The organism is Parabacteroides chongii (genome assembly GCF_029581355.1).
GTDB classification, from domain to species: Bacteria; Bacteroidota; Bacteroidia; order Bacteroidales; family Tannerellaceae; genus Parabacteroides; species Parabacteroides chongii.
Genome location: NZ_CP120849.1, coordinates 4,447,474 through 4,465,929, shown reverse-complemented (window position 1 = coordinate 4,465,929; position 18,456 = coordinate 4,447,474). Strand labels below are relative to the sequence as shown.

At 45.8% G+C, this 18,456-nt stretch carries 15 protein-coding genes; 2 read left to right on the top strand and 13 right to left on the bottom strand.

From position 1 onward, the window contains the following. Positions 1–12 precede the first annotated feature (12 nt). Together P3L47_RS16845 and P3L47_RS16840 are read left to right on the top strand one after the other, a co-directional pair. Complete coding sequence (locus P3L47_RS16845; protein ID WP_277781519.1) at positions 13–1,170, top strand: acyltransferase; 1,158 nt, start codon at positions 13–15, stop codon at positions 1,168–1,170. 169 nt (positions 1,171–1,339) lie between these two features. Continuing rightward, complete coding sequence (locus P3L47_RS16840; protein ID WP_277781518.1) at positions 1,340–2,473, top strand: tyrosine-type recombinase/integrase; 1,134 nt, start codon at positions 1,340–1,342, stop codon at positions 2,471–2,473. Positions 2,474–3,047: 574 nt separating this feature from the next. Here the strand turns inward: P3L47_RS16840 and P3L47_RS16835 are convergent. From P3L47_RS16835 to P3L47_RS16775, 13 genes are all read right to left on the bottom strand, one after another. Then, the gene (locus P3L47_RS16835) at positions 3,048–3,332 is read right to left on the bottom strand and encodes an HU family DNA-binding protein (RefSeq protein WP_122359930.1); all 285 of its coding nucleotides are present in this window, start codon (positions 3,330–3,332) and stop codon (positions 3,048–3,050) included. A gap of 3 nt (positions 3,333–3,335) precedes the next feature. Continuing rightward, positions 3,336–4,556: a DUF4906 domain-containing protein gene (locus P3L47_RS16830; RefSeq protein WP_277781517.1), complete on the bottom strand. Its 1,221-nt coding sequence runs from the start codon at positions 4,554–4,556 to the stop codon at positions 3,336–3,338. A 17-nt stretch (positions 4,557–4,573) separates the two neighbouring features. Then, positions 4,574–5,545 carry a fimbrillin family protein gene (locus P3L47_RS16825; RefSeq protein ID WP_277781516.1) on the bottom strand — a complete coding sequence of 324 codons (972 nt, stop codon included), beginning with the start codon at positions 5,543–5,545 and terminating at the stop codon, positions 4,574–4,576. A gap of 56 nt (positions 5,546–5,601) precedes the next feature. Then, positions 5,602–6,606, bottom strand: coding sequence for a fimbrillin family protein (locus tag P3L47_RS16820; protein WP_277781515.1), 1,005 nt, complete (start codon positions 6,604–6,606; stop codon positions 5,602–5,604). A 43-nt stretch (positions 6,607–6,649) separates the two neighbouring features. Beyond that, positions 6,650–7,531: a fimbrillin family protein gene (locus P3L47_RS16815; protein WP_277781514.1), complete on the bottom strand. Its 882-nt coding sequence runs from the start codon at positions 7,529–7,531 to the stop codon at positions 6,650–6,652. 12 nt (positions 7,532–7,543) lie between these two features. Then, positions 7,544–8,467, bottom strand: a complete 924-nt coding sequence (locus P3L47_RS16810) for a fimbrillin family protein (RefSeq protein ID WP_277781513.1) — start codon at positions 8,465–8,467, stop codon at positions 7,544–7,546. Between the two features lie 56 nt (positions 8,468–8,523). Further along, positions 8,524–9,759 carry a fimbrillin family protein gene (locus P3L47_RS16805; RefSeq protein ID WP_277781512.1) on the bottom strand — a complete coding sequence of 412 codons (1,236 nt, stop codon included), beginning with the start codon at positions 9,757–9,759 and terminating at the stop codon, positions 8,524–8,526. 12 nt (positions 9,760–9,771) lie between these two features. Then, entirely contained in the window at positions 9,772–10,941 is a 1,170-nt protein-coding gene (locus tag P3L47_RS16800; RefSeq protein ID WP_277781511.1) for a fimbrillin family protein, read from the bottom strand. Positions 10,942–11,224: 283 nt separating this feature from the next. Further along, on the bottom strand, positions 11,225–12,454 hold the full coding sequence (locus P3L47_RS16795; RefSeq protein WP_277781510.1) for a fimbrillin family protein: 1,230 nt from the start codon (positions 12,452–12,454) through the stop codon (positions 11,225–11,227). Positions 12,455–12,501: 47 nt separating this feature from the next. After that, entirely contained in the window at positions 12,502–13,533 is a 1,032-nt protein-coding gene (locus P3L47_RS16790) for a fimbrillin family protein (RefSeq protein ID WP_277781509.1), read from the bottom strand. A 20-nt stretch (positions 13,534–13,553) separates the two neighbouring features. Further along, positions 13,554–14,582: a hypothetical protein gene (locus P3L47_RS16785; RefSeq protein WP_277781508.1), complete on the bottom strand. Its 1,029-nt coding sequence runs from the start codon at positions 14,580–14,582 to the stop codon at positions 13,554–13,556. A 60-nt stretch (positions 14,583–14,642) separates the two neighbouring features. Further along, entirely contained in the window at positions 14,643–16,409 is a 1,767-nt protein-coding gene (locus tag P3L47_RS16780; protein ID WP_277781507.1) for a fimbrillin family protein, read from the bottom strand. Positions 16,410–16,786: 377 nt separating this feature from the next. Further along, positions 16,787–18,361, bottom strand: a complete 1,575-nt coding sequence (locus P3L47_RS16775) for an ATP-binding protein (RefSeq protein WP_277781506.1) — start codon at positions 18,359–18,361, stop codon at positions 16,787–16,789. Positions 18,362–18,456 lie beyond the last annotated feature (95 nt).

Here is an 18,456-nt window from a genome sequence, read left to right as displayed (position 1 = left end):
TATTTTAATCTTATGGAAAACAAAACTCTTCCAAATGCCGGCAACCATATTGTCTGGCTGGATGTAATGCGATTCGTCGCGATGTTTACAGTCGTATGTTGCCATTGTGCCGACCCTTTCAACTTTTTCCCCGGGGAAGCTCCTGCCAATATCGGGGAAATAAAATTTTGGGGAGCCGCCTATGGGGCCTTTCTCCGTCCCTGCGTCCCCTTGTTTGTAATGATTACCGGAGCCTTGCTTTTGCCGGTAAAAGGAGAAGCCTCTGTTTTTTACAAAAAACGTATTCCCCGTGTATTATGGCCGTTCCTGATCTGGTCAGTCCTGTATAATCTTTTCCCCTGGTTCACTGGTCTGTTAGGATTTAGTCCGGATGTGATACTCGACTTTTTCCCATTCTCCGGCGAAGAAGCCACTCGTCAATCTTTGAGTGTATCGTTGAAAAACATTGCTGACATACCTCTTAATTTTTCTCTGCTGGATGTGCATATGTGGTACATCTACCTATTGATCGGTCTGTATCTCTATCTGCCGATCTTCTCCGCCTGGGTGGAGAAAGCCTCCGACAGAGCCAAGCTGTGGTTCCTGGCAGCCTGGGGAATAACAACGCTTCTTCCCTATTATTATGAATACGTATCACCGTACCTGTGGGGAACCTGTTCCTGGAACTCATACGGCATGCTCTATTATTTCGCCGGTTTCAACGGTTATCTGATGCTGGGACATTATCTGCGCAAACTGGAGTGGCCTGTCGGTAAGATACTGGCGATCGGTATCCCGATGTTCGTGATCGGCTACGCCGTTACGTTCTTTGGATTCCGGCATATGACGGGATTGCCGGAGTTCAGCGATGAACAACTGGAGCTTTTCTTTACTTACAACTCGCTGAATGTCGTAATGATGACTGCCCCGATCTTTATGCTGGTTAAGAAGGTGAATATAAAATCGCCGGTTGTACAGAAAGCATTGGCAAACCTCACGCTTTGTGGTTTCGGAGTCTATATGGTGCACTTTTTCTTTACCGGTCCGAGTGTAGTCGTAATGCGTATGATCGGCATTCCGCTATGTCTGCAAATTCCGTGTGCTGCGGTATTGGCATTCGCTGTTTCATGGGCAATTGTTTATCTGATCTACCGGGTTGCCGGTAAAAAAGCTAAATATATTGTAGGGTAAATCGGATACGAATCCTTATTCTTCAGCCCCGGACGAAAATCCGGGGCTTTTTGTTTAAAAAGTTAGTTTCCAATGTAAATCAACTTATCCTGCATTTTTTTTGTTTCTATATATCAAATGTTTTTGTTGATTTTTCTTGCATTTTTACCCTATTAAATAAACAATTAAAATGAATATAGAAGCAAAACAATTTTATTACCCGTCGTTACGCGATTGTGTTGCGCGTTTGATCGAACGGAAAATAGAAGCGGACAGGGAGCGGACAGCTGCCAATTACCGCAGTACATGGAACAAATTTTCGACTTTTCTGGGCCGTAGAGCGAGGATACTGACCATAACAGACCTGTCTGCCGGGCTGGTGCAGGAGTTCGTCATGTGGTTGCTGGAAGACGAAAAATCGGGAAATAATCTGCTTAGTCCGGGAAGCCAGGATTTCTACCTGCGTAACCTGAAAGCGATTTATAATAACATAAAGAAGGACTTGCATTATCATGATCCGGCAGGTAACCCTTTTGAGGGACTTCATATCACCGTTCCGTCTACCCGGAAACGGGCACTTCCCCAACGGGATATCAAAAAGCTGGCGCGTCTCGATCTTACCGGCAAACCTGAACAAATGGATGCGCTTCATCTCTCGCTCTTCCTTTTTTATGCGCGGGGCATGTGTTTTGTCGATGCCTATAAATTGGAGCAGGATAATGTGCACAACGGATATATCCAGTACAACCGTAGCAAGACCCAGGCAATCCTTCAGGTCAAGATCACGCCGGAAATGCACCAGATCATGCAGTTGTACAAGAGAAAAGAGTGCCGCTGGGTATTCCCGTTCCTGCATGAGAAATTAATAGGGAAAGGTACTCTGACAGCCCAATCATCGTTACATCGCATGAATAGTTACCTGAAAGATATCGGGGACGAACTGAGACTTCCTTATCCTCTCACGACTTATGTGATGCGTCATAGTTGGGCTTCTTTAATGCTGGAAGCCGGTTCAGAGATAGGTGTGATCAGCCAGTCACTCGGTCATATGTCGTTGCAGACGACGGAAATCTACCTGGGAAAATTGTCGAAATCGAAAATAGACAAGGCATCCGAGGTTATGCTGGATAACCTGGTCCGTCCGAAATCAGGGAAAAGCAAACAGGAGAAATATAGCGAAGAGAAGCATGAGGAAAAGTCTGTTGAACCAAAAACGGTCTCTCCCTCTATAATAGAAAAAGAGGTCAAACCCTCTTTAGGCAGCAAATGGAGGAATGCATTGTCCTCTTTAACAGCCAAACTGTTACCGTTTATGACGACTTAAAAAGAATAATGTGCTAATATGCTAATTTGCCAATGTGCCAATGGAGATAGCAATAAGTTCAGTATTTATCAAAATTGAATATTACTTTTCTCTTGAAAGAAAAGTAACCAAAAGTTCAAGGCTGCACCTGCCTCGCTACTCCGCATCCTGCGTTCGCTGTCGCCTCCGAAACTCGCTACGCTCAAACAGCGGATGCTCCGGGCGCTCTCTACGGCTGCTGCGCTTTACGCTCGCCAGCTGAGGCCTTTCATAGAACGCAAAGCGTTCTCCTGGGATGGCCGATACAGCTTGTTAAAACTGAAAGCACCTGTTATATTATATTAGGTGTCGGTATCGGCAATCTTTAAAGGAAGCTCTGCTTCCTATGAAAGGCCTAAGCGGGTGAACGTCCGCGGAGGGGAAAGACGAAGCGGTTAAAAAATCCGCTGTCTGAGCGCAGCGAGTTTCGGATTTTTCAGCGTAGTCTTTCACCGGAGCAGTGAAGCCGGTTCAGCCTTGATCTTTTGACTACTTTTGGATCAAGCCAAAAGTAGGTTCAATATTTTCTAAATTGGCATATTGGTAAATTGGTACATTATTTTTTCTCTCGGTTCAAGAAATCCAGCAACTCTTTACCCGGTTTGAATTTGATGCTGTTACGGGCGGAGATAAGGACCTCCGTGCCTGTTTTGGGATTTCGTCCCATCCTTTCCGTTTGCTGCCATAAAGAGAACGTTCCGAATCCCTGGCAAACCATATTGCCCTCGTCCAAAATAACTTCTCCTAACATCTCCTGATAAACATTCATGAACTGTTGGGCTTCCTTAACAGAAACTGATAAGCGGGAAGCCAGCTTTTTCGTAAACTCCGTTTTATTCATACTTTAAAAATTTACTTCAATATTATCTACTACGTGCACTTCATCAAAAACAGCCACATTCCCATCCGTAATCTGTACCCGCACATCGGCACTGTTAGGACCGGCTATATTGAATGTCAGCTCATAAGAATAGTCACGTGCTATGTTATAATCGTTTGTAAAGTTACCGCCCAGGTAGAAAGTATATTTTACTTTTACGCCGTCGGTGTGCGTGGTACTGTACTTATAGGTTCCTTCCAACTCTATATAAGTACATCCGATCAAAGGGTCTGCAGCTTCACTGGCAGGGCCATTCTCTTTCTTATTCTTTCCCTGTTGTGTTGTGGACTTCCCTACACCACGAAGGTTTTCAGCCATATAAAAAGTTTTAGTCGTTATTTGTGTCCCTGTATTCAAATCACTGATATTTAAATCAAAAGGGCCAGGGGCAATATTATATTTCTGAACATCCGTGTTGTTCCCTACTGTCGCTTCGGGATAAGTTACCGAGCTTAAGCCACCGGCCCGATACATCGCCATCTGTTTAGGAAGATTATAAATTTTGGAGTTTAACAAGTTAAACTGACCTTCGCCGGCAAAAGAAATTTCCAGTTTAATTCTTGCAAAGGCCCGGAACATTTGAGTCCTGACTTTTATTATTCCATCTTCTTTCGGCGTATAGATTACCGGACCGGAAGTCAGTAATGATAATGATTCAGTAGTAAATGGTTTTTCAATATCTGTTCCGACCTGTATAGTTTTTGCTTTTAATATAATTTCTGTTAACTGATCTAATTCATCTCCTTCGAGTATATACATATTATTAGCATCCGATGATGTTTCAGTTAATAATTTTATACCTCCGTTTGCTATCACATAAAAGCGGCTCTCCACGTTTGAAAATTTTGTTAAATCAGAATTATCACTTTCTCCCGTCTTTAAATTAACAATCACACCTTTTTCATTCTCATTTTCTGAGGGCGTTATCTTACTCTGAGGAGCATAAAGAGCCTTGACGCACTTAGATGTTTGTGCATTAAATTGAATGATCCAAACATTACTGATCGTTATATCACCCAACTTAGGAACAGAAATATCTCCTTTGGTGTTTACATCAATTGATTCCGGCATACTCAGCAGGATATATGACGATTTTGTACTTTCCTGCAATCCATCTTTTTCACAACTGCAGAAGCATATACCAAACAACAAATATAGAATGGTTTGTATTTTTATCTTATTCATATTTTTTCTTTCATTTATTATTGACCGACATTGTCAGTTGAGAATTTAACCGTCGTATATTCCAAAATAGCTAGTGAAAGATCCGTTGGTTCCAGATCTCCAAAGAATGTCAGGGTAAATTCAAATTCATAAGTCATCCCCGGAAGAAACGATTTGTACACGGAAGGATAATAATGAAAACTTTTTGTTACACTACCAGTCCCTGTTTTCAAAAACCGAATATCCAAATCAAGATCGAACTCTAACGGGGCAATTCCTTTCAAGGGTAAAACAACGATAGGGTCACTTACACGGGAAATCGTCGGTGACACTTCTATGTCTTTACTGTTATTAGTAAACGTCTCAAAAGTCTCAGAACCGGTATACTCCAAAACCTCGTTTACTGTCCACTCCGTCATCCCTAATTGATAGGGTAAATCTCCGGAAAGCTTATTGATTTTAACACTGTTCACCCAAAGCCTTTCCACGGTTACCGGTTGATTGGAGCTTGCTTTTACCTTCAAAATAATGTTTGAGCAAAGCCGTGTAAACGGTTCCGGCAGGTCGACTGACATCATATTTTTACCGCCTGAGGTTGGCTGGACCGTAATGCCTTTGAGGGTAGAGTACATAAAATCGTTCCCGTTGGAGACATGGAGCAGATTATCGTCTGCGGTTTCAGGTACGTAGTTTTTGTCATTGTATGATACCAGGTAAATATCGTAATTTCCGCGGTAGAGCGTAAGTCCTTTATCTACCTCGTTCTCCTTTAATGCGGTGGCTTTACCGCTGGCATCTACTACATAATCGCCGTAACCGACAGGAGAGTTGATTGTCACTGCGTCTTTTGTATAGGCATACGCCCGGATCTTACTGCCTTCGGGTAATAAAGAAGTAGCGTTTGCCGCTTTGGTCAGTTCCCCCCGATAGAGGTTAAACGACAAAGCGATCTTATCGCCGGTCTGCTCCGGGATCACTTCGTTCTGACAAGCTGACAGCAGCAGAAGCATCCCTAACGTTAGTTGTATAAATAATTGCTTTATTTTCATTGTCTGATCCTCCTATATTAAATACCTACTTGCGTATTCTGGTCCGAATCCTTTTGCCAGTCATATACGGAAACACCGTTGATGACACCTCCCATTTTGCTGACTTTGATCTTATAAACGTAATGCTTTCCCGCCAGCCACTTCACACCGGGCCAGTTAGATGCATCATCTTTGACGGTCCCTGTCTCGAAGACGCGCGACACCCCATCGACCATTACTGTCAGACGGAATGAAAGCACCTTTTCCTCTTTACTCATAGGAGCCACCAAAGCGGTAATACTCGGAGAAGTCAGTGTGTTCTGCAAAGCGACCGAACCGGTCAGGCTGATTTGATCTTTGGACTGCAGGCCGACCAGCCCTCCCGTTTTCAGATACATTTCGCCCGTTCCGGTTTGCAGACTGTTGGTCTTCCCGATAATATCTATCTGCGTCAAGGTCAGCGTTTCCGTAGCCGATGCATCTTTCGTAATCTGGAAACTTACTTTCGACAAGGCATGATTCATCGAGAAACTGACCGCCTTGGAAGCCGTAGAAGCCGTGATTTGTTCATATTTTCCCGTATTATCTGTTTGATAATTATACAAATAGTCATCCTGTTTCGGGCTACCGAATGCATCTTCGGCATAGATATAAACCTTAATGGTATGCTCGCCGGTAGAACTGTTCGTCACCGTAACTTCCTCCCCGCCATCTCCTCGCGTAGGAGGATAATAAGCGAAAATATTATACGACGCGCTCGTCAGCTCCGGCGGTGCAGTACAACTCCAGGCATTCCCGTCATTTGTATAGGTTGCCAGTGTATTAGTCGTTATCTCTTTATGAGCATCGGTCGTTGTATACACATTTATTTGCTTGATTCCATCCGTCGTCACCTCCGACCGTGTACCTGCTTCCTGATTCAGACCGACGGAAAGCACCTGCAACGCGTTATCGTTGTCCGGCACCGTTACGACCTCCGACTGGCAGGCTGTCAGCAAAAAGCCGGCAAGCCAGCCGATATTTCTGTTTGATATGTATTTCATATAATTCTGTTATTAACTGTTAGTAATCGGACTATTCCATGTATCAGGTCGCATTTCCGGCATTGTAGTCATCTCCGGCACTGTCAAAATCGACCACCGTGACACCCGTCAGGATCAGATTATCGTTGGAGGAGAAGTTATAGACGTAATTGAATCCGGCCTTGAACTCCTTACCTTTTTGGGTATATATCTCATCCGCGACAGCTGTGCCATTTTCTTCCTGTCCGGATACCGTAAGCGTAAATCCGCGCGAGGTACCCGGATTGAGGATACAAATAAATGTATGATTTACCGATGCTGTTTCGCCTGTAGGCGAGGTTCGCAGCATCTTAATCGTTTCATCAGTTGTTGCCGCAGCTTCACTCGTCCGTATATTCTTACCGACCAACTTCGCACTCACATTCTTTCGTTTGTTTTTATAGGCGACAATGACGGTGATCTTTGAAAAAGCATGGCTGAATTTGAAAGGTACATAATTGCTCGCTGTTGTCACTTTCGATATCAGCTTGTTGCTTTTTTCATAATTGCTCAAAGCTCCACTCGCGGCAGCTGCTTCATTCTGCTTTTCCAGAATACTGGTAAAATCGTGAGGGAATGAAGCCGTATACGTCTGTTCCGTTCCATCAACAGTCAAATCCTCCCCACCAGTTTCCGGGAGCCATTGATTATTCTGAGACAATTTGTATGCCTTACTCTTTCCTGACCGAGTGATCAGAATCTGATCATCTTTCACAAAGGACACTTTATCCGTCCCATTGGTAGCTGCTCCCACGGCTTTACTCTCACCCGAAGGGATGATCTCTGCAGATACGACCAGCTCCTTTCCCTCCGATGTGTTATCGGCAGGAGATTCGTTTGAACAGGCTGTCAGCATCAGGAAACATATCCCGATGATACCTGCTATTTGTATTGAATACTGTTTCATACTGTGTTACTATTAAGTGTTTGGAGCCGTATCAAACCCGCCCGTATATGAATCGCCGCTTTGCCAGTTTTCTATCTTCATGCCGTCAGGTACAAGTATGTCATTCTCAATCTTCAGATCGTACTGATAATGTTTGCCGGCTACCATAGGGCATTTGATCGTCGCTGAATACTTCACATTGTCATAGGTCAGTGCCAGCGAGATATCTGTACCGGTTGTACCGGTTCCTTTTTTGGGATAGACGATACCGTGCCAGGTAGCAACATTGGTCTTCGGACGATAGAAAGACATATGTTCGGGAGATGTACCTCCTGTATATAAGCCGGTGCCGGTTATCGTGAAATCAGAAAAAGTGCCGGTCAATGCAGCACCATCTGCGTCAGCTCCTGCCTTACCGGTAAAGACCAGGGTGATTTTCGTATTCTGATGGAGGAAAGCATTGTTTCCCGTAAAGTTCAATTCACCGGAAGAAGATGTTGCAGCCGGTGATTTCAGCAGGTTGCTTGCCAGATAATTCGCCTGCGTTGATTGATCCTTTTGAATGCTTTTGTAATCATGGGGGAAAGCTGCTTCATAGTTTGCCCCGATACGCAAGGTGAGCGGTGCAGTACCGACGACAGCCCATTTTCCATCTGCTCCCAACAGATAATCCTTGGAGTCACTGGGGTTGGTACGCGTCACACGGATCTTGTCATTCGCTATAAAGCTACTGCGATCGTAGACATTTGCCGGATCATCGGCTACCGTCTCCGTCGTCTCTCCCCCGTCTGCCCGGGTATCGGCATCGGATGTGCAGATCTCCGCCCTTATCATGATAGGGGTATCCTCTGCGGGAGGGTCGATCGTCGTCTCATCCGAACAGGCAGTCCACGCCAGGAGCAGGCAGAAAAGACCTGCCAGCCGGACTGTCCGGATTTGTAAGTTTACTGTTTTCATATTATTTATTTTTTATGTTATTGCTGATTATTGGGTGGTTACTCGACCCGAATGGATTAGAAACCATCGGGTTTGAGCGAACCGTCACCCTTATCGTTACTACTTCCGCTCCAACCATCCGGCCATTCGGTGATCGACGTACTTTTAATGGCGATGTCGCGGTCAGTCAGTGTGAGGTTGTATTTATAGCGGTTCCCTTTCTTCCAGAGTTTCGGGGCGTTACCCGAAGTACCGAATGTGAGGGATAATTCACGCTTCATGTCGGTGGTTTCATCTTTCTTATCCAGCACAACAGTCAGTGTCAGGTCGGAAGGAGCTGCCGTCAAAGGAGCTACCAAGCCGTAGGCGACTAATGCGGGAGAACCTGCTTTGCCGCATAACTGGGCGGTGGTGGTGGTTCCACCGGTAGCCGCAGTCGTTGCCTTGAACTTCAATAACGAGCTTGTTGTCAATGCCAGTGTACCGTCGTTGATGAGCATGGTACATTGATCGTTAGCGCTTCCGGAGATACGGAACTTATGAGTAACATCTGTTGTCGACAGGCGTATTTCCTTTACATAATCGTATGTGTTATCCACATCACGTCCCGATTTGCTCTCCAGGTAAAAGACCAGGAGCGACAAGGCATGTTGCATGGATATTTCGGGGGAAAAGGGTTTCGGACCCGTGGCATCCCCATTGCCATTGTTGGCGGTGATCGGTTTGGCATCTCCTTTGGTGGAAGAAGACGAGCCGTACAGATAGTCGGTTGTACTGCATCCCCAGGCAGTTGTGCCGTCGAAAGTCTGGTCGGCAGGTATGCTGACCTTTATTTTATGCTTTTCATCAGCGGTGGAAGCTATAAAATTGGCATCTACACTGCCTGCTGCTATCGGTGGATAAAAGGCAAAAATACGTGCCATATCACTGGAAAGGCTGACCTTTGGGTCACTCGTCCAGTCGTTACTAGCTCCCAATGTAAAAGTAGCCAGCCCCTTGCTTTCGCTTAAGCCCGGATAGACCGTATGATCGTCTTCGTCGCGGGTTATATACAATTGAACCTGATTGATCAGATTCCCATTTCCATCCGGATTGGCTGCCGTTCCGCTTATAACCGAACGGGTGGTGCTCTCTCCTACCTGTATTTGGGGAGAGAGAAGTACACGGTCGTTGTCAGCCTGCCATTCATCGGACGAACAGGCGGTGAATAAAAATGCTGCGACCAGGCTGTTTCCGATGATAGGGACGATACCGGTGATAGCGGCTCTTTGTAATGCCGTAAAAAGGCTTTTTATATTGTCTTGTTTTCTCATGATCTGATTGTTTTACAGGGTTCCACTTGAACTGTTATTATTACCGTCGTCGTCCCAATCGACTACCGAGACACCCGAAAAAGCGAGGCCGGTACCGTTGATCGTTACTGCGTAGGTGTATATCTTTCCTGCATTCCATTGAGGGTCTCCAGTATATTCGATAGTCATTTCTTTTCCATCGACGGTCAGGTTGATGACCGATTTAGCGGCATCGCAAGGCAGGGCGTAATTGGTGATTGTGAGGTTACTGTTCTTGTCGGAGGTAAGCTCGAATCCTTCACTATTTTGAGTAGCCGATTTCAGATCGTAGGTGTAAGCGGCATCATTTGTAAGGGTTATCCCTAGAAATGTACCGTCAGTCAGTTTCATTTTGGTGTTGTCTGTCAGGGTATTCATTTTGCGGGTATATTTCACTTCGGTAACCCTAGTTGCTGTGCCCGGATATGAATCTCCTTTCTTGATGATAAGTTTGATTTGCGTGAAAGCATGTTTCAGACCGATGGATACGTTCGGACCGGATTGGTTGACGATTCCACCTGAACGGTTACCGTTGGCAACAGGCTGGGTCGATTGAAATTTAGTACTTTCTCCTGCACTGGGATTGCTGTTGTCGTAGGCAACCCCGTACATGTAATCGTATGCGGGAAGGGTAAAGTCGAAGTTTGCATCAGCTGGAAATGCCGGGGACAGGCTGAATACAGTGGTTGATACGGGAATGACCGGAACAGGGGCGTCTAGGGTAGCCGCAGGAGCATTTGTTCCGGTAGAGATAGTTGTTCCGTCCTCGTTCAGTGTGCTGGCATCGACGATGTCAGATGCGTTGGTTGGGGCGGGATAACAGGAGAAGATTATGGCGTTTTTCTCGGATTCCAGCCAGAGGATGTCCTGGGCTGTGGCAGGGACAAAAGTCGTATGACCATTTGATGTATTTCCGGTGAACTTGCCGTATGTACCGACAGGCCATGTTCCGTAGGTGTTGTCGGTACTTTCTTTACTGACGGCGTAAAAGCCGATTGCATCTACTTTCTCGGCTGCATCTATTCCGGCACGCGTCAGTGAGATACCGGCTATATGGGGAGTAAGACTTACCGGACCGCTCTCCTCTTCCTTCACCTCATTTGAGCAGGAGAGACTAATCGCACCCAGCAACAAGAATAATAGCTGGTAGTTATACGGTTTCATATTGTTTGAATGTTTTTATATGTTGTAATTAATATTAATCATGATCACTTTGCCATTACAGGTTCATTTGTTGTCTGATTTGGATGTTTCAATATTTGTCAGATATGAGTCTATTTGTCGAAATAAAAGAACCAGGTACGCGGATGACACGGATTGAGCGGATTTGAACGGATCGGATCATTTAATCCGTTTTGATCCGCCTAATCCGCGTCATCCGCGTACCTGGTTCTTATTAAAATAGTTCAGAACTTTCTAAATATGAATCACTTATCATCTATCATTATTATTTGACATCAAGATCTTTTTTATCTCCATCGCCCCAAGCTGCAACTGTAACTGAGCTAAGAGTGAGTTCCTGACCGCTTAATGTAACGGTGTAGATGTTGTTTTTGCCGGCTTCCCACTGAGTTGTTGTTGCATCTGCTGCCAAATTAACTGAGTAAGCTTCTCCGTCAATTGTGAAAGTTACTTTAATGGTGTTTTTAGCAACGGCTGAAGCGTCGGGTAAAACGAGGATACTGAAAGTGGCGGCAGCGTTTTTGGCGGCATCAGTTCCGGTATAACTTCCTGTACCTTGCTTAGGTAAAACATAATAAGCATCAGCAGCACCACTAGTTGCTGTTTTTATTATACGCGTATAAGTTACAGTAGCCAAATTACTAGCGTCTGTCTCAATGGTACCATCTGCAATTTTCATGGTAGGCTTACCGCTATTATGAGCCAAACCTCCATCATTCAAAGCCTTGCTTCCAGTAGACGGATCATCATTATTAGCCAATTCTATTTTTGTCAGTTTCCCGTCTTTATTATAATGCCCATTATTATAGATACGGAAACTAACCATTGAAAGGGCATGTTTCATGTTTAAAGCAACTGAGGATGTTATTGATTTATTGCTTGCTTTACCATTGCAGGCTTGAGCATTAGCTCCATTCCCATCTTTCTTTTCAGCCCACATATAATCCACTTCGCCCGGAGCCGAAAGTATCTTCTTGTCTGATGCTTTATAATTTTGAGGAACAGTTATCGTATTATCGTCTGTTGCACTAGTATTACCTGCAAAAATGGATACCGGAATTGTTGCAGTATTAGCAACAGCAGCACCCTTCAAGTCAAGTTTCAAAGCCGTACCTGACGTTGCCATTGCATGAGTTGTTCCATCCGGTTGATACGCCGGATGATAAGCATAGATGGTAGCAACTGCACTTGACAGGTAGATTTTATCTGTTTGACTGGTATTCGTCCAACCGTCAGCAGACGGAGTGTACAAACCGTAATTATCAGTTGTATATTCTGTACCCGCAGCATACACCGCAATTGCTTTCATTTCCGAGTCTGTTCCCGTCTGCGCTCCCTCGTTTATCGCACTCTTCGTCAGTGCCACCCCTGCCGTAATACCCAGTTCTACCTTTTCGGTGTTGTCTATGGGGGATTGGAGGTTTTCTTCTTCACCACAGCTGGAGAGCATCAGGCTTGCCATAATAAGTAGGCTTAGATTCTTTACTTGTTTCATTTTGTTTGAATTTAATACTAGTTGTTTTTTTATGTTTACATTGATTATCAGTTGAGGTCGAGATCGCCTTTATCTTCCGTACTCCAGGGAGCGACGGTAACAGACAGGATCTCTAATTCCTTGTCACTGATATTGAGAGTGACTTCGTACGAATGTCCCTTCGCAAAATGATCGCCGGATGCACTGCCGGAACCACTCGAACCGTTTGAACCGCTTGAACTACTCGAATTGCTCGAACTATTTGAACTGCTCGAACTGCTAAAGTCGATCGTTAAATCTTCAAATTTACCAACGGAAGTATCGACGGTAACCTGGTAGGCTTTGTCTGACGTTGACGGGGGTAATAACAAAACACCCAGATTGATGGAGGTAGTAGATTTAATCTCCGTACCGTTTCCATCAGCCAAAGTCAGCACCAGGTCTGTTGATCCGGAGAAAGTGGCATTGCCATCTTTCAAGGTAAGTGTCATGGTGGAGGTCACGCCTTTTACGGTGATACTCTTTACTTTCACTGCCAGCCCTTTCTCGGCGGCTTTCTTTGCCTTGAACTTCAGTTGGGTAAGCTGGTGGGTGTATACGAGAGGTGTTACAGTTTTATCTGTGTTATTACTGAAACGACTTCCGTCCCATCGGTTGCCCTGTATCTGTTTGGCATACAGAATGTCGGTCTGACCATCGAGGGTATAGCCTACTGTTCCGGCATCGGCATCAGCATCGGTATACGACGTAGGCTGAGGGGCAACGGCAACCAGATAGAGCCAGTCTCCGTATTGGGGATAAACAGGGTTACCCGACAACGCGATCGAACCGTTCGTTGTTACCTTCGTGTCTGCATACCACTCATCGTCAACTACCGTTGTTGTCAGCTTGGTGTAATCGCCGTCGCGTTTAGAGGCAAAAATGCGGGTGGCAAATTCCTTATCGATCCCGTTCTCGTCGGCTTTCGTTTCCACTTCTCCCGCTTCGGATGCACGCAATTCGATAGGGACTGATTCAAGCCCGGATTCCTCCGGACTTGAACAGCCTGATACCGACAATAGCGCCGTGGCTAACAGCAGATATATGTTTTGTCGTTTCACTTGCATCTGATTTTGTTTGATTATTTTACTTCTACAGAACCTGCATCACCTACGGCCCAGTCTACAACCTTAGCCTTAACCGTAACAGCTGTTGCACCATCAGGTGTCGTCGGTGCAGTAATGGTGAAAGTCACTTTGTGTGATTTACCTTCTACGGTTGTAAGCTTGTCTGACGAACCATCTTTTAGTACAGGCAGATTATTATATGTTTTTTCAGTTCCGCCTACCGACAAAGTTAGATTGACCAGGATATTCGTAGTCGGCATTACCATAACAGGAGAGGATATATCAGCCGCAGAAGTAGAAAGAGTCGTGGAAATACCTTTAACGACGAAACTAGCTGCATCAGCATAATTTACAGTACCTGCACCAAATGAGAGTGATTGAGGCAATTGGGCATTCTGAATTGTAATGTTTTTTACGGTGACAGCCTTATCATTCCATTCTGTACCGGTCAGTTCTTCAGCCAATTTAGCAGCGAAAGTCAGCTGGGTTGTTTTATGCTTAAATTCCAAATCCGGGGTGGCGGTTTGTGAACCAGCACTACCTAAAGTCGCAGTAGCTGCTGCGGCATACATCACATCCTGTAAACCATCTATATCAGTAAATTCTATAGCCGTAGCAGTCACATTACCTTGTGGAGCTACTCCTGCGATATAGACTGTTTTATCTCCCCCTCCTCCTTGTGTAGGAAAATACAAAGTAGTTGTCAAATTTTCAATCTTACTGGCAGTTGCTTGTGCTTGAAAAGTTGCTGTTGAATAATTGGCACGGTCTGCATCTTGGGCAAACTTGCTTTGATTATTCAATTTATTTTCCTTGTTAGGCGTGAAACCGCTGAAATCCTGTGCATCTGCCATCAAAATAACAGCATTCACATCGTTACCAATTCCCACTGCCGCTTTCGTCTCTACCCCAGCCACTTTTTGGCTGATCTGTACAGGTACAGCGTTTGTCACTTCTCCCGGATTGATTTCCGGAGTTTCTTCGTCATTCGAGCAGCTTGCCATTATCAATGCCAATGCTGCCATACTTAAAATCTTTTTCATTTTTTACTTGTATAAATTGTTAATAATAAGTGATATATAATTCTTTGTTGTTTCTTTACTTCAAATGATCACTCCACCGTTATCACCCGTATTCCAGTCAGTCACTTTGGCGGTTACCTCTACCTTGATGCCATTTTCCGGCTCGGGTTCAGGTTCGGGATCGGGGTCCGGCTTTGGGGAAGGACCAGGATCGGGACTTGGATCAGGGTCGGGATCAGGCGTAGGGTCAGGCGTTGGTTCCGGGTCGGGTGTTGGCTCCGGATCATCCGGCACCTCAAAGGATATTTCCACCTCATAGGCACTTCCCCCTTCCGTACCTCCTTCGGTGAAATTGACAGGGAGATTCTTGAATACCTTGTCATTTGCCGGATTGCCATCCACATTCAATACCAAATCGAGCGTCAACTCCGCTTCCGGCTGTACCAGGACATAGCCGGGCAACATCACCGAGCCGTCCGTGATAGGAAAACCACCCGTTCCCGGATCGGTATAGATCACAACCGGGGCACTCTGCCCGATCGGTTCCACTGTGCCCGAAGCTAGACTGACACGTGCCCGTTCTGCCATGCCGTTGAGCTTGACAGAACGTATACGATACTGGTCGGTCACGCCTTTCAAGGTTAGCTTGAAGTTGAGCTGTGCCAGTAAATGCTGGTAGATGAGCGGCGTGCTGACGGCTGTGAACCGGTTGTCCAGCGAACCGTTTTGCTCTACGGAAAGCATCAGATCTTCCTTACCCGTCAGTGTATAATGTACTTCGCCATTCTCCAGCGGAGCGACCGGATAATAACCGCGCAGGTAGACCGGCGAACCGTCGGCAGGATAATAGCGTTCGGGGTTGAGCACGATCTCATTGGCGGAAGCGATGCCTTCCCAGCTTTCAGCATATTTGCCGGATGCTGTCCCGGCGGCGATATTTACCGGGGTATCCTTGAACTCATCGACAAGGCTACGCGTCCGAATAGCGGTATATAAATGTATAGGGACATCATCGGCACGGGCGGCAATAGTCACGGCTACATCTATCGTATCGGCATCGGCTTCGAGAGCCTTATATAATTGACTGGAAACGTCTTCGCTATAGCTCTGTTCCTTGCCGTCGGCAGCCTTCCAGGTAAGTGCCAGCAGATGGGAATCGTCGTCGACACCGGGGATTACATTTTCCGTCCGGACAACGCCGAGTATCCCTGCTGTCGTACGGCTGGTATTCTGCGCATCGGGTGCCGGAAGGGTCAGGCGGAGTGTGGCGGAAGCAGCGACCTCCCCGCTTACCAGGCTGACTGCCGAAGCAATCCCTCGCAGAGTGGCGGCTATCGGTCCGGACACCATCCCGTCAGGAACCGTCACCGTAAAATGCACGATCTTACGGATATCCTTGGGGTTCAGCGTCAGTTCATTCGTCTTCCCTTCGGTAAGGACAATACCGGAACTGGCGGCTGTGTAAACCGGTTCGTTCAATGCCGGTATCGTTTCCGACCCTTCGGGAACGGGTACGGAGGCGGTTGCAGTAGCAAAACTACCGGTACCGTCTATCACGACTTCTCCGGGTGCATCTGCCGTCACCAATGCGTCATACTCTCCTTCTGCCAGCCACGCACCGAATGTTCCCTCCTTCTCGGTCGCTTCCAGGCGGCTTTCGAAGGGTTCCTTCAGTCCTTCCCCGAAAACACGGAGTGTCAAAGGCTGCCCCGCGGGATTCTTGACCGTAACAACCAGTTGCCCTTCCCCTTTATGTTCCGGCCCGGACTTATCATCGTCGTGACAGGCTCCCAACAAAAGAAGGATACCCAGCAGGAACGGTTTTGCTACAATGTAATTCAGTCTCATACTTTTTGTTTATAAATTTATTTATGGATACACAGATAGCCGCACAACATCCCGTCAGGATGCTGCGTAACGATCGGTGCATCTGTTTTTATCGTTTTACAGATGCGATTGATAAAAGGGATAATGTGTCAAATGGGATAATTTGGCAATTTGTCAATGGAGATAGCAATGGCGATAAGTTCAGTATTTATCAGATATGAGTCTATTTGTCGAAATAAAAGAACCAGGTACGCGGATGACACGGATTGAGCGGATTTGAACGGATCGGATCATTTAATCCGTTTTGATCCGCCTAATCCGTGTCATCCGCGTACCTGGTTCTTATTAAAATAGTTCATATCTTTCTATGTTCGATCGCGAAGCCCAACTGTCAATTGTCAATTCTCAACTGTCAATTGCTTCCATTCCCCGATATTGCGTTTCTTCTTGTCGAAAGAGGCGCCTACTTTGACCAGTTGGCGGCCATCTGCAGTGTAAGGAATCAGGTAGCCTCGGTCGTCGATCTGGTGGAGAGCTTCATCGACACTGCCATTCAGCTTGAACTCGAAGACATAAATATAATCGGCCGTTTTTACTACGGCATCGGCACGGCCACGGGCACTGCGCACTTCGGCTTCTACATATTGCCCCAATAGTTTGAAGACAATATAGAAAATGATCTGATAGTGACGCTCCGTCTCATCGTTCAACTCGTAAGGTACGCCGGCAAAGAAGGCACGCAAACGCTCCATAAAAGCATCCACATCACCAGCCCGCAGCTCCTGACTGAACTTACCGATATAAAACGGTGCATTTGCCTCCGATAGCGGAGTATAATAAGGAGTTATGAAGTTCAACCATCCATATTTCACTTCTGCATTCGGATAACCGAGACGGTAGAAATGAAGCTCTTCATCATATCCCTTGATCGTCAGATACCCGCTTTGGTAGATGATCGGCACCGGGTTGTGGAAATCGGCCCGGTAATCGGTCAGTGCCGCCTGTGGTACTTCGATTCCATCCAACTGTCGCAGGTCGTAATCGGTCTTCTTCAACATGTCGACCTGCATGGTCGGTGTACCGGAAGAGAACCAATAGTTCTGAAACAATAAACTGCTGAATACATTCAAGATACTGAATGGGTTATAAATGCCTTCCTGTCCCAACGGCGAAAAACGATAACCGTCATATAGCCAGGTCAATTTGTCCATCGTCTGCTGGTAGGTCAGCTTATGAAGCTCGCCCAAGGCCGCCAGTTCGGGTTGAAATTCGCGTTCAATCTCTTTTCGGGTCAGACCGCAGACAGTTGCATAAGCCGGATTCATACTGATATCCATCAACTGGTTCAGATTACTGAATACTCCTAATTGCGCAAACTTCGTTACTCCGGTGATGAACACAAAACGCAGATAGCGGTCAGCATCTTTCAGAACGGTGTAAAAACCGGTCAACATCTCACGGTAAGTATGATGAAGTTTGTCATCAAAAAGTGAGCGAAGCAGCGGTTTGTCGTATTCATCGATCAGAACAACGACTTTTTCACCCGTCTTTTCGTATGCCTGGCGGATGATCTGCATAAAACGATCTTCGTACCCCAGATCACGATCTGTTGCGCCATACTTTTTTTCCCATTCAATGAAATGAGCTTCCAAAATTTGCTCCAGGCTCTCTTTCGTTTCATAGTATTTAGCATTGAGACTCAGATAAAGCACCGGATAAACTTTCCAGTCCTTCTCCAACTTTTCGATTGCCAATCCTTTGAACACTTCTTTTCGTCCGAGGAAGTAAGCTTCAAGGGTAGAAAGTAGCAGGCTTTTGCCGAAACGACGTGGACGGCTCAGAAAATAAGGCTTCCCGGTCGTTGCCATCTTATAAACCAAAGCTGTTTTGTCTACATATATAAATCCATCCTCTATTAAAGAGGTGAAGTCCTGTATCCCAACCGGGAGTTTTCTGATCGGCATTGTTTCCATGTTTCCGCTTTTTAAGTACGAACACAAAGATAAACAATTTATCAATCTCATCATGTCAAAGAACGCTTTTTCCGATTTTTCCCGACCGGTAAACG

What these genes read in the sequence shown, in the direction of transcription:
- P3L47_RS16815 (WP_277781514.1), bottom strand. Translation starts at nt 7,531, where the DNA reads ATGAAACAGTATTCAATACAAATAGCAGGTATCATCGGGATATGTTTC.
- P3L47_RS16805 (WP_277781512.1), bottom strand. Translation starts at nt 9,759, where the DNA reads ATGAGAAAACAAGACAATATAAAAAGCCTTTTTACGGCATTACAAAGA.
- P3L47_RS16810 (WP_277781513.1), bottom strand. Translation starts at nt 8,467, where the DNA reads ATGAAAACAGTAAACTTACAAATCCGGACAGTCCGGCTGGCAGGTCTT.
- P3L47_RS16835 (WP_122359930.1), bottom strand. Translation starts at nt 3,332, where the DNA reads ATGAATAAAACGGAGTTTACGAAAAAGCTGGCTTCCCGCTTATCAGTT.
- P3L47_RS16825 (WP_277781516.1), bottom strand. Translation starts at nt 5,545, where the DNA reads ATGCTTCTGCTGCTGTCAGCTTGTCAGAACGAAGTGATCCCGGAGCAG.
- P3L47_RS16840 (WP_277781518.1), top strand. Translation starts at nt 1,340, where the DNA reads ATGAATATAGAAGCAAAACAATTTTATTACCCGTCGTTACGCGATTGT.
- P3L47_RS16830 (WP_277781517.1), bottom strand. Translation starts at nt 4,556, where the DNA reads ATGAATAAGATAAAAATACAAACCATTCTATATTTGTTGTTTGGTATA.
- P3L47_RS16785 (WP_277781508.1), bottom strand. Translation starts at nt 14,582, where the DNA reads ATGAAAAAGATTTTAAGTATGGCAGCATTGGCATTGATAATGGCAAGC.
- P3L47_RS16845 (WP_277781519.1), top strand. Translation starts at nt 13, where the DNA reads ATGGAAAACAAAACTCTTCCAAATGCCGGCAACCATATTGTCTGGCTG.
- P3L47_RS16800 (WP_277781511.1), bottom strand. Translation starts at nt 10,941, where the DNA reads ATGAAACCGTATAACTACCAGCTATTATTCTTGTTGCTGGGTGCGATT.
- P3L47_RS16795 (WP_277781510.1), bottom strand. Translation starts at nt 12,454, where the DNA reads ATGAAACAAGTAAAGAATCTAAGCCTACTTATTATGGCAAGCCTGATG.
- P3L47_RS16820 (WP_277781515.1), bottom strand. Translation starts at nt 6,606, where the DNA reads ATGAAATACATATCAAACAGAAATATCGGCTGGCTTGCCGGCTTTTTG.
- P3L47_RS16775 (WP_277781506.1), bottom strand. Translation starts at nt 18,361, where the DNA reads ATGGAAACAATGCCGATCAGAAAACTCCCGGTTGGGATACAGGACTTC.
- P3L47_RS16780 (WP_277781507.1), bottom strand. Translation starts at nt 16,409, where the DNA reads ATGAGACTGAATTACATTGTAGCAAAACCGTTCCTGCTGGGTATCCTT.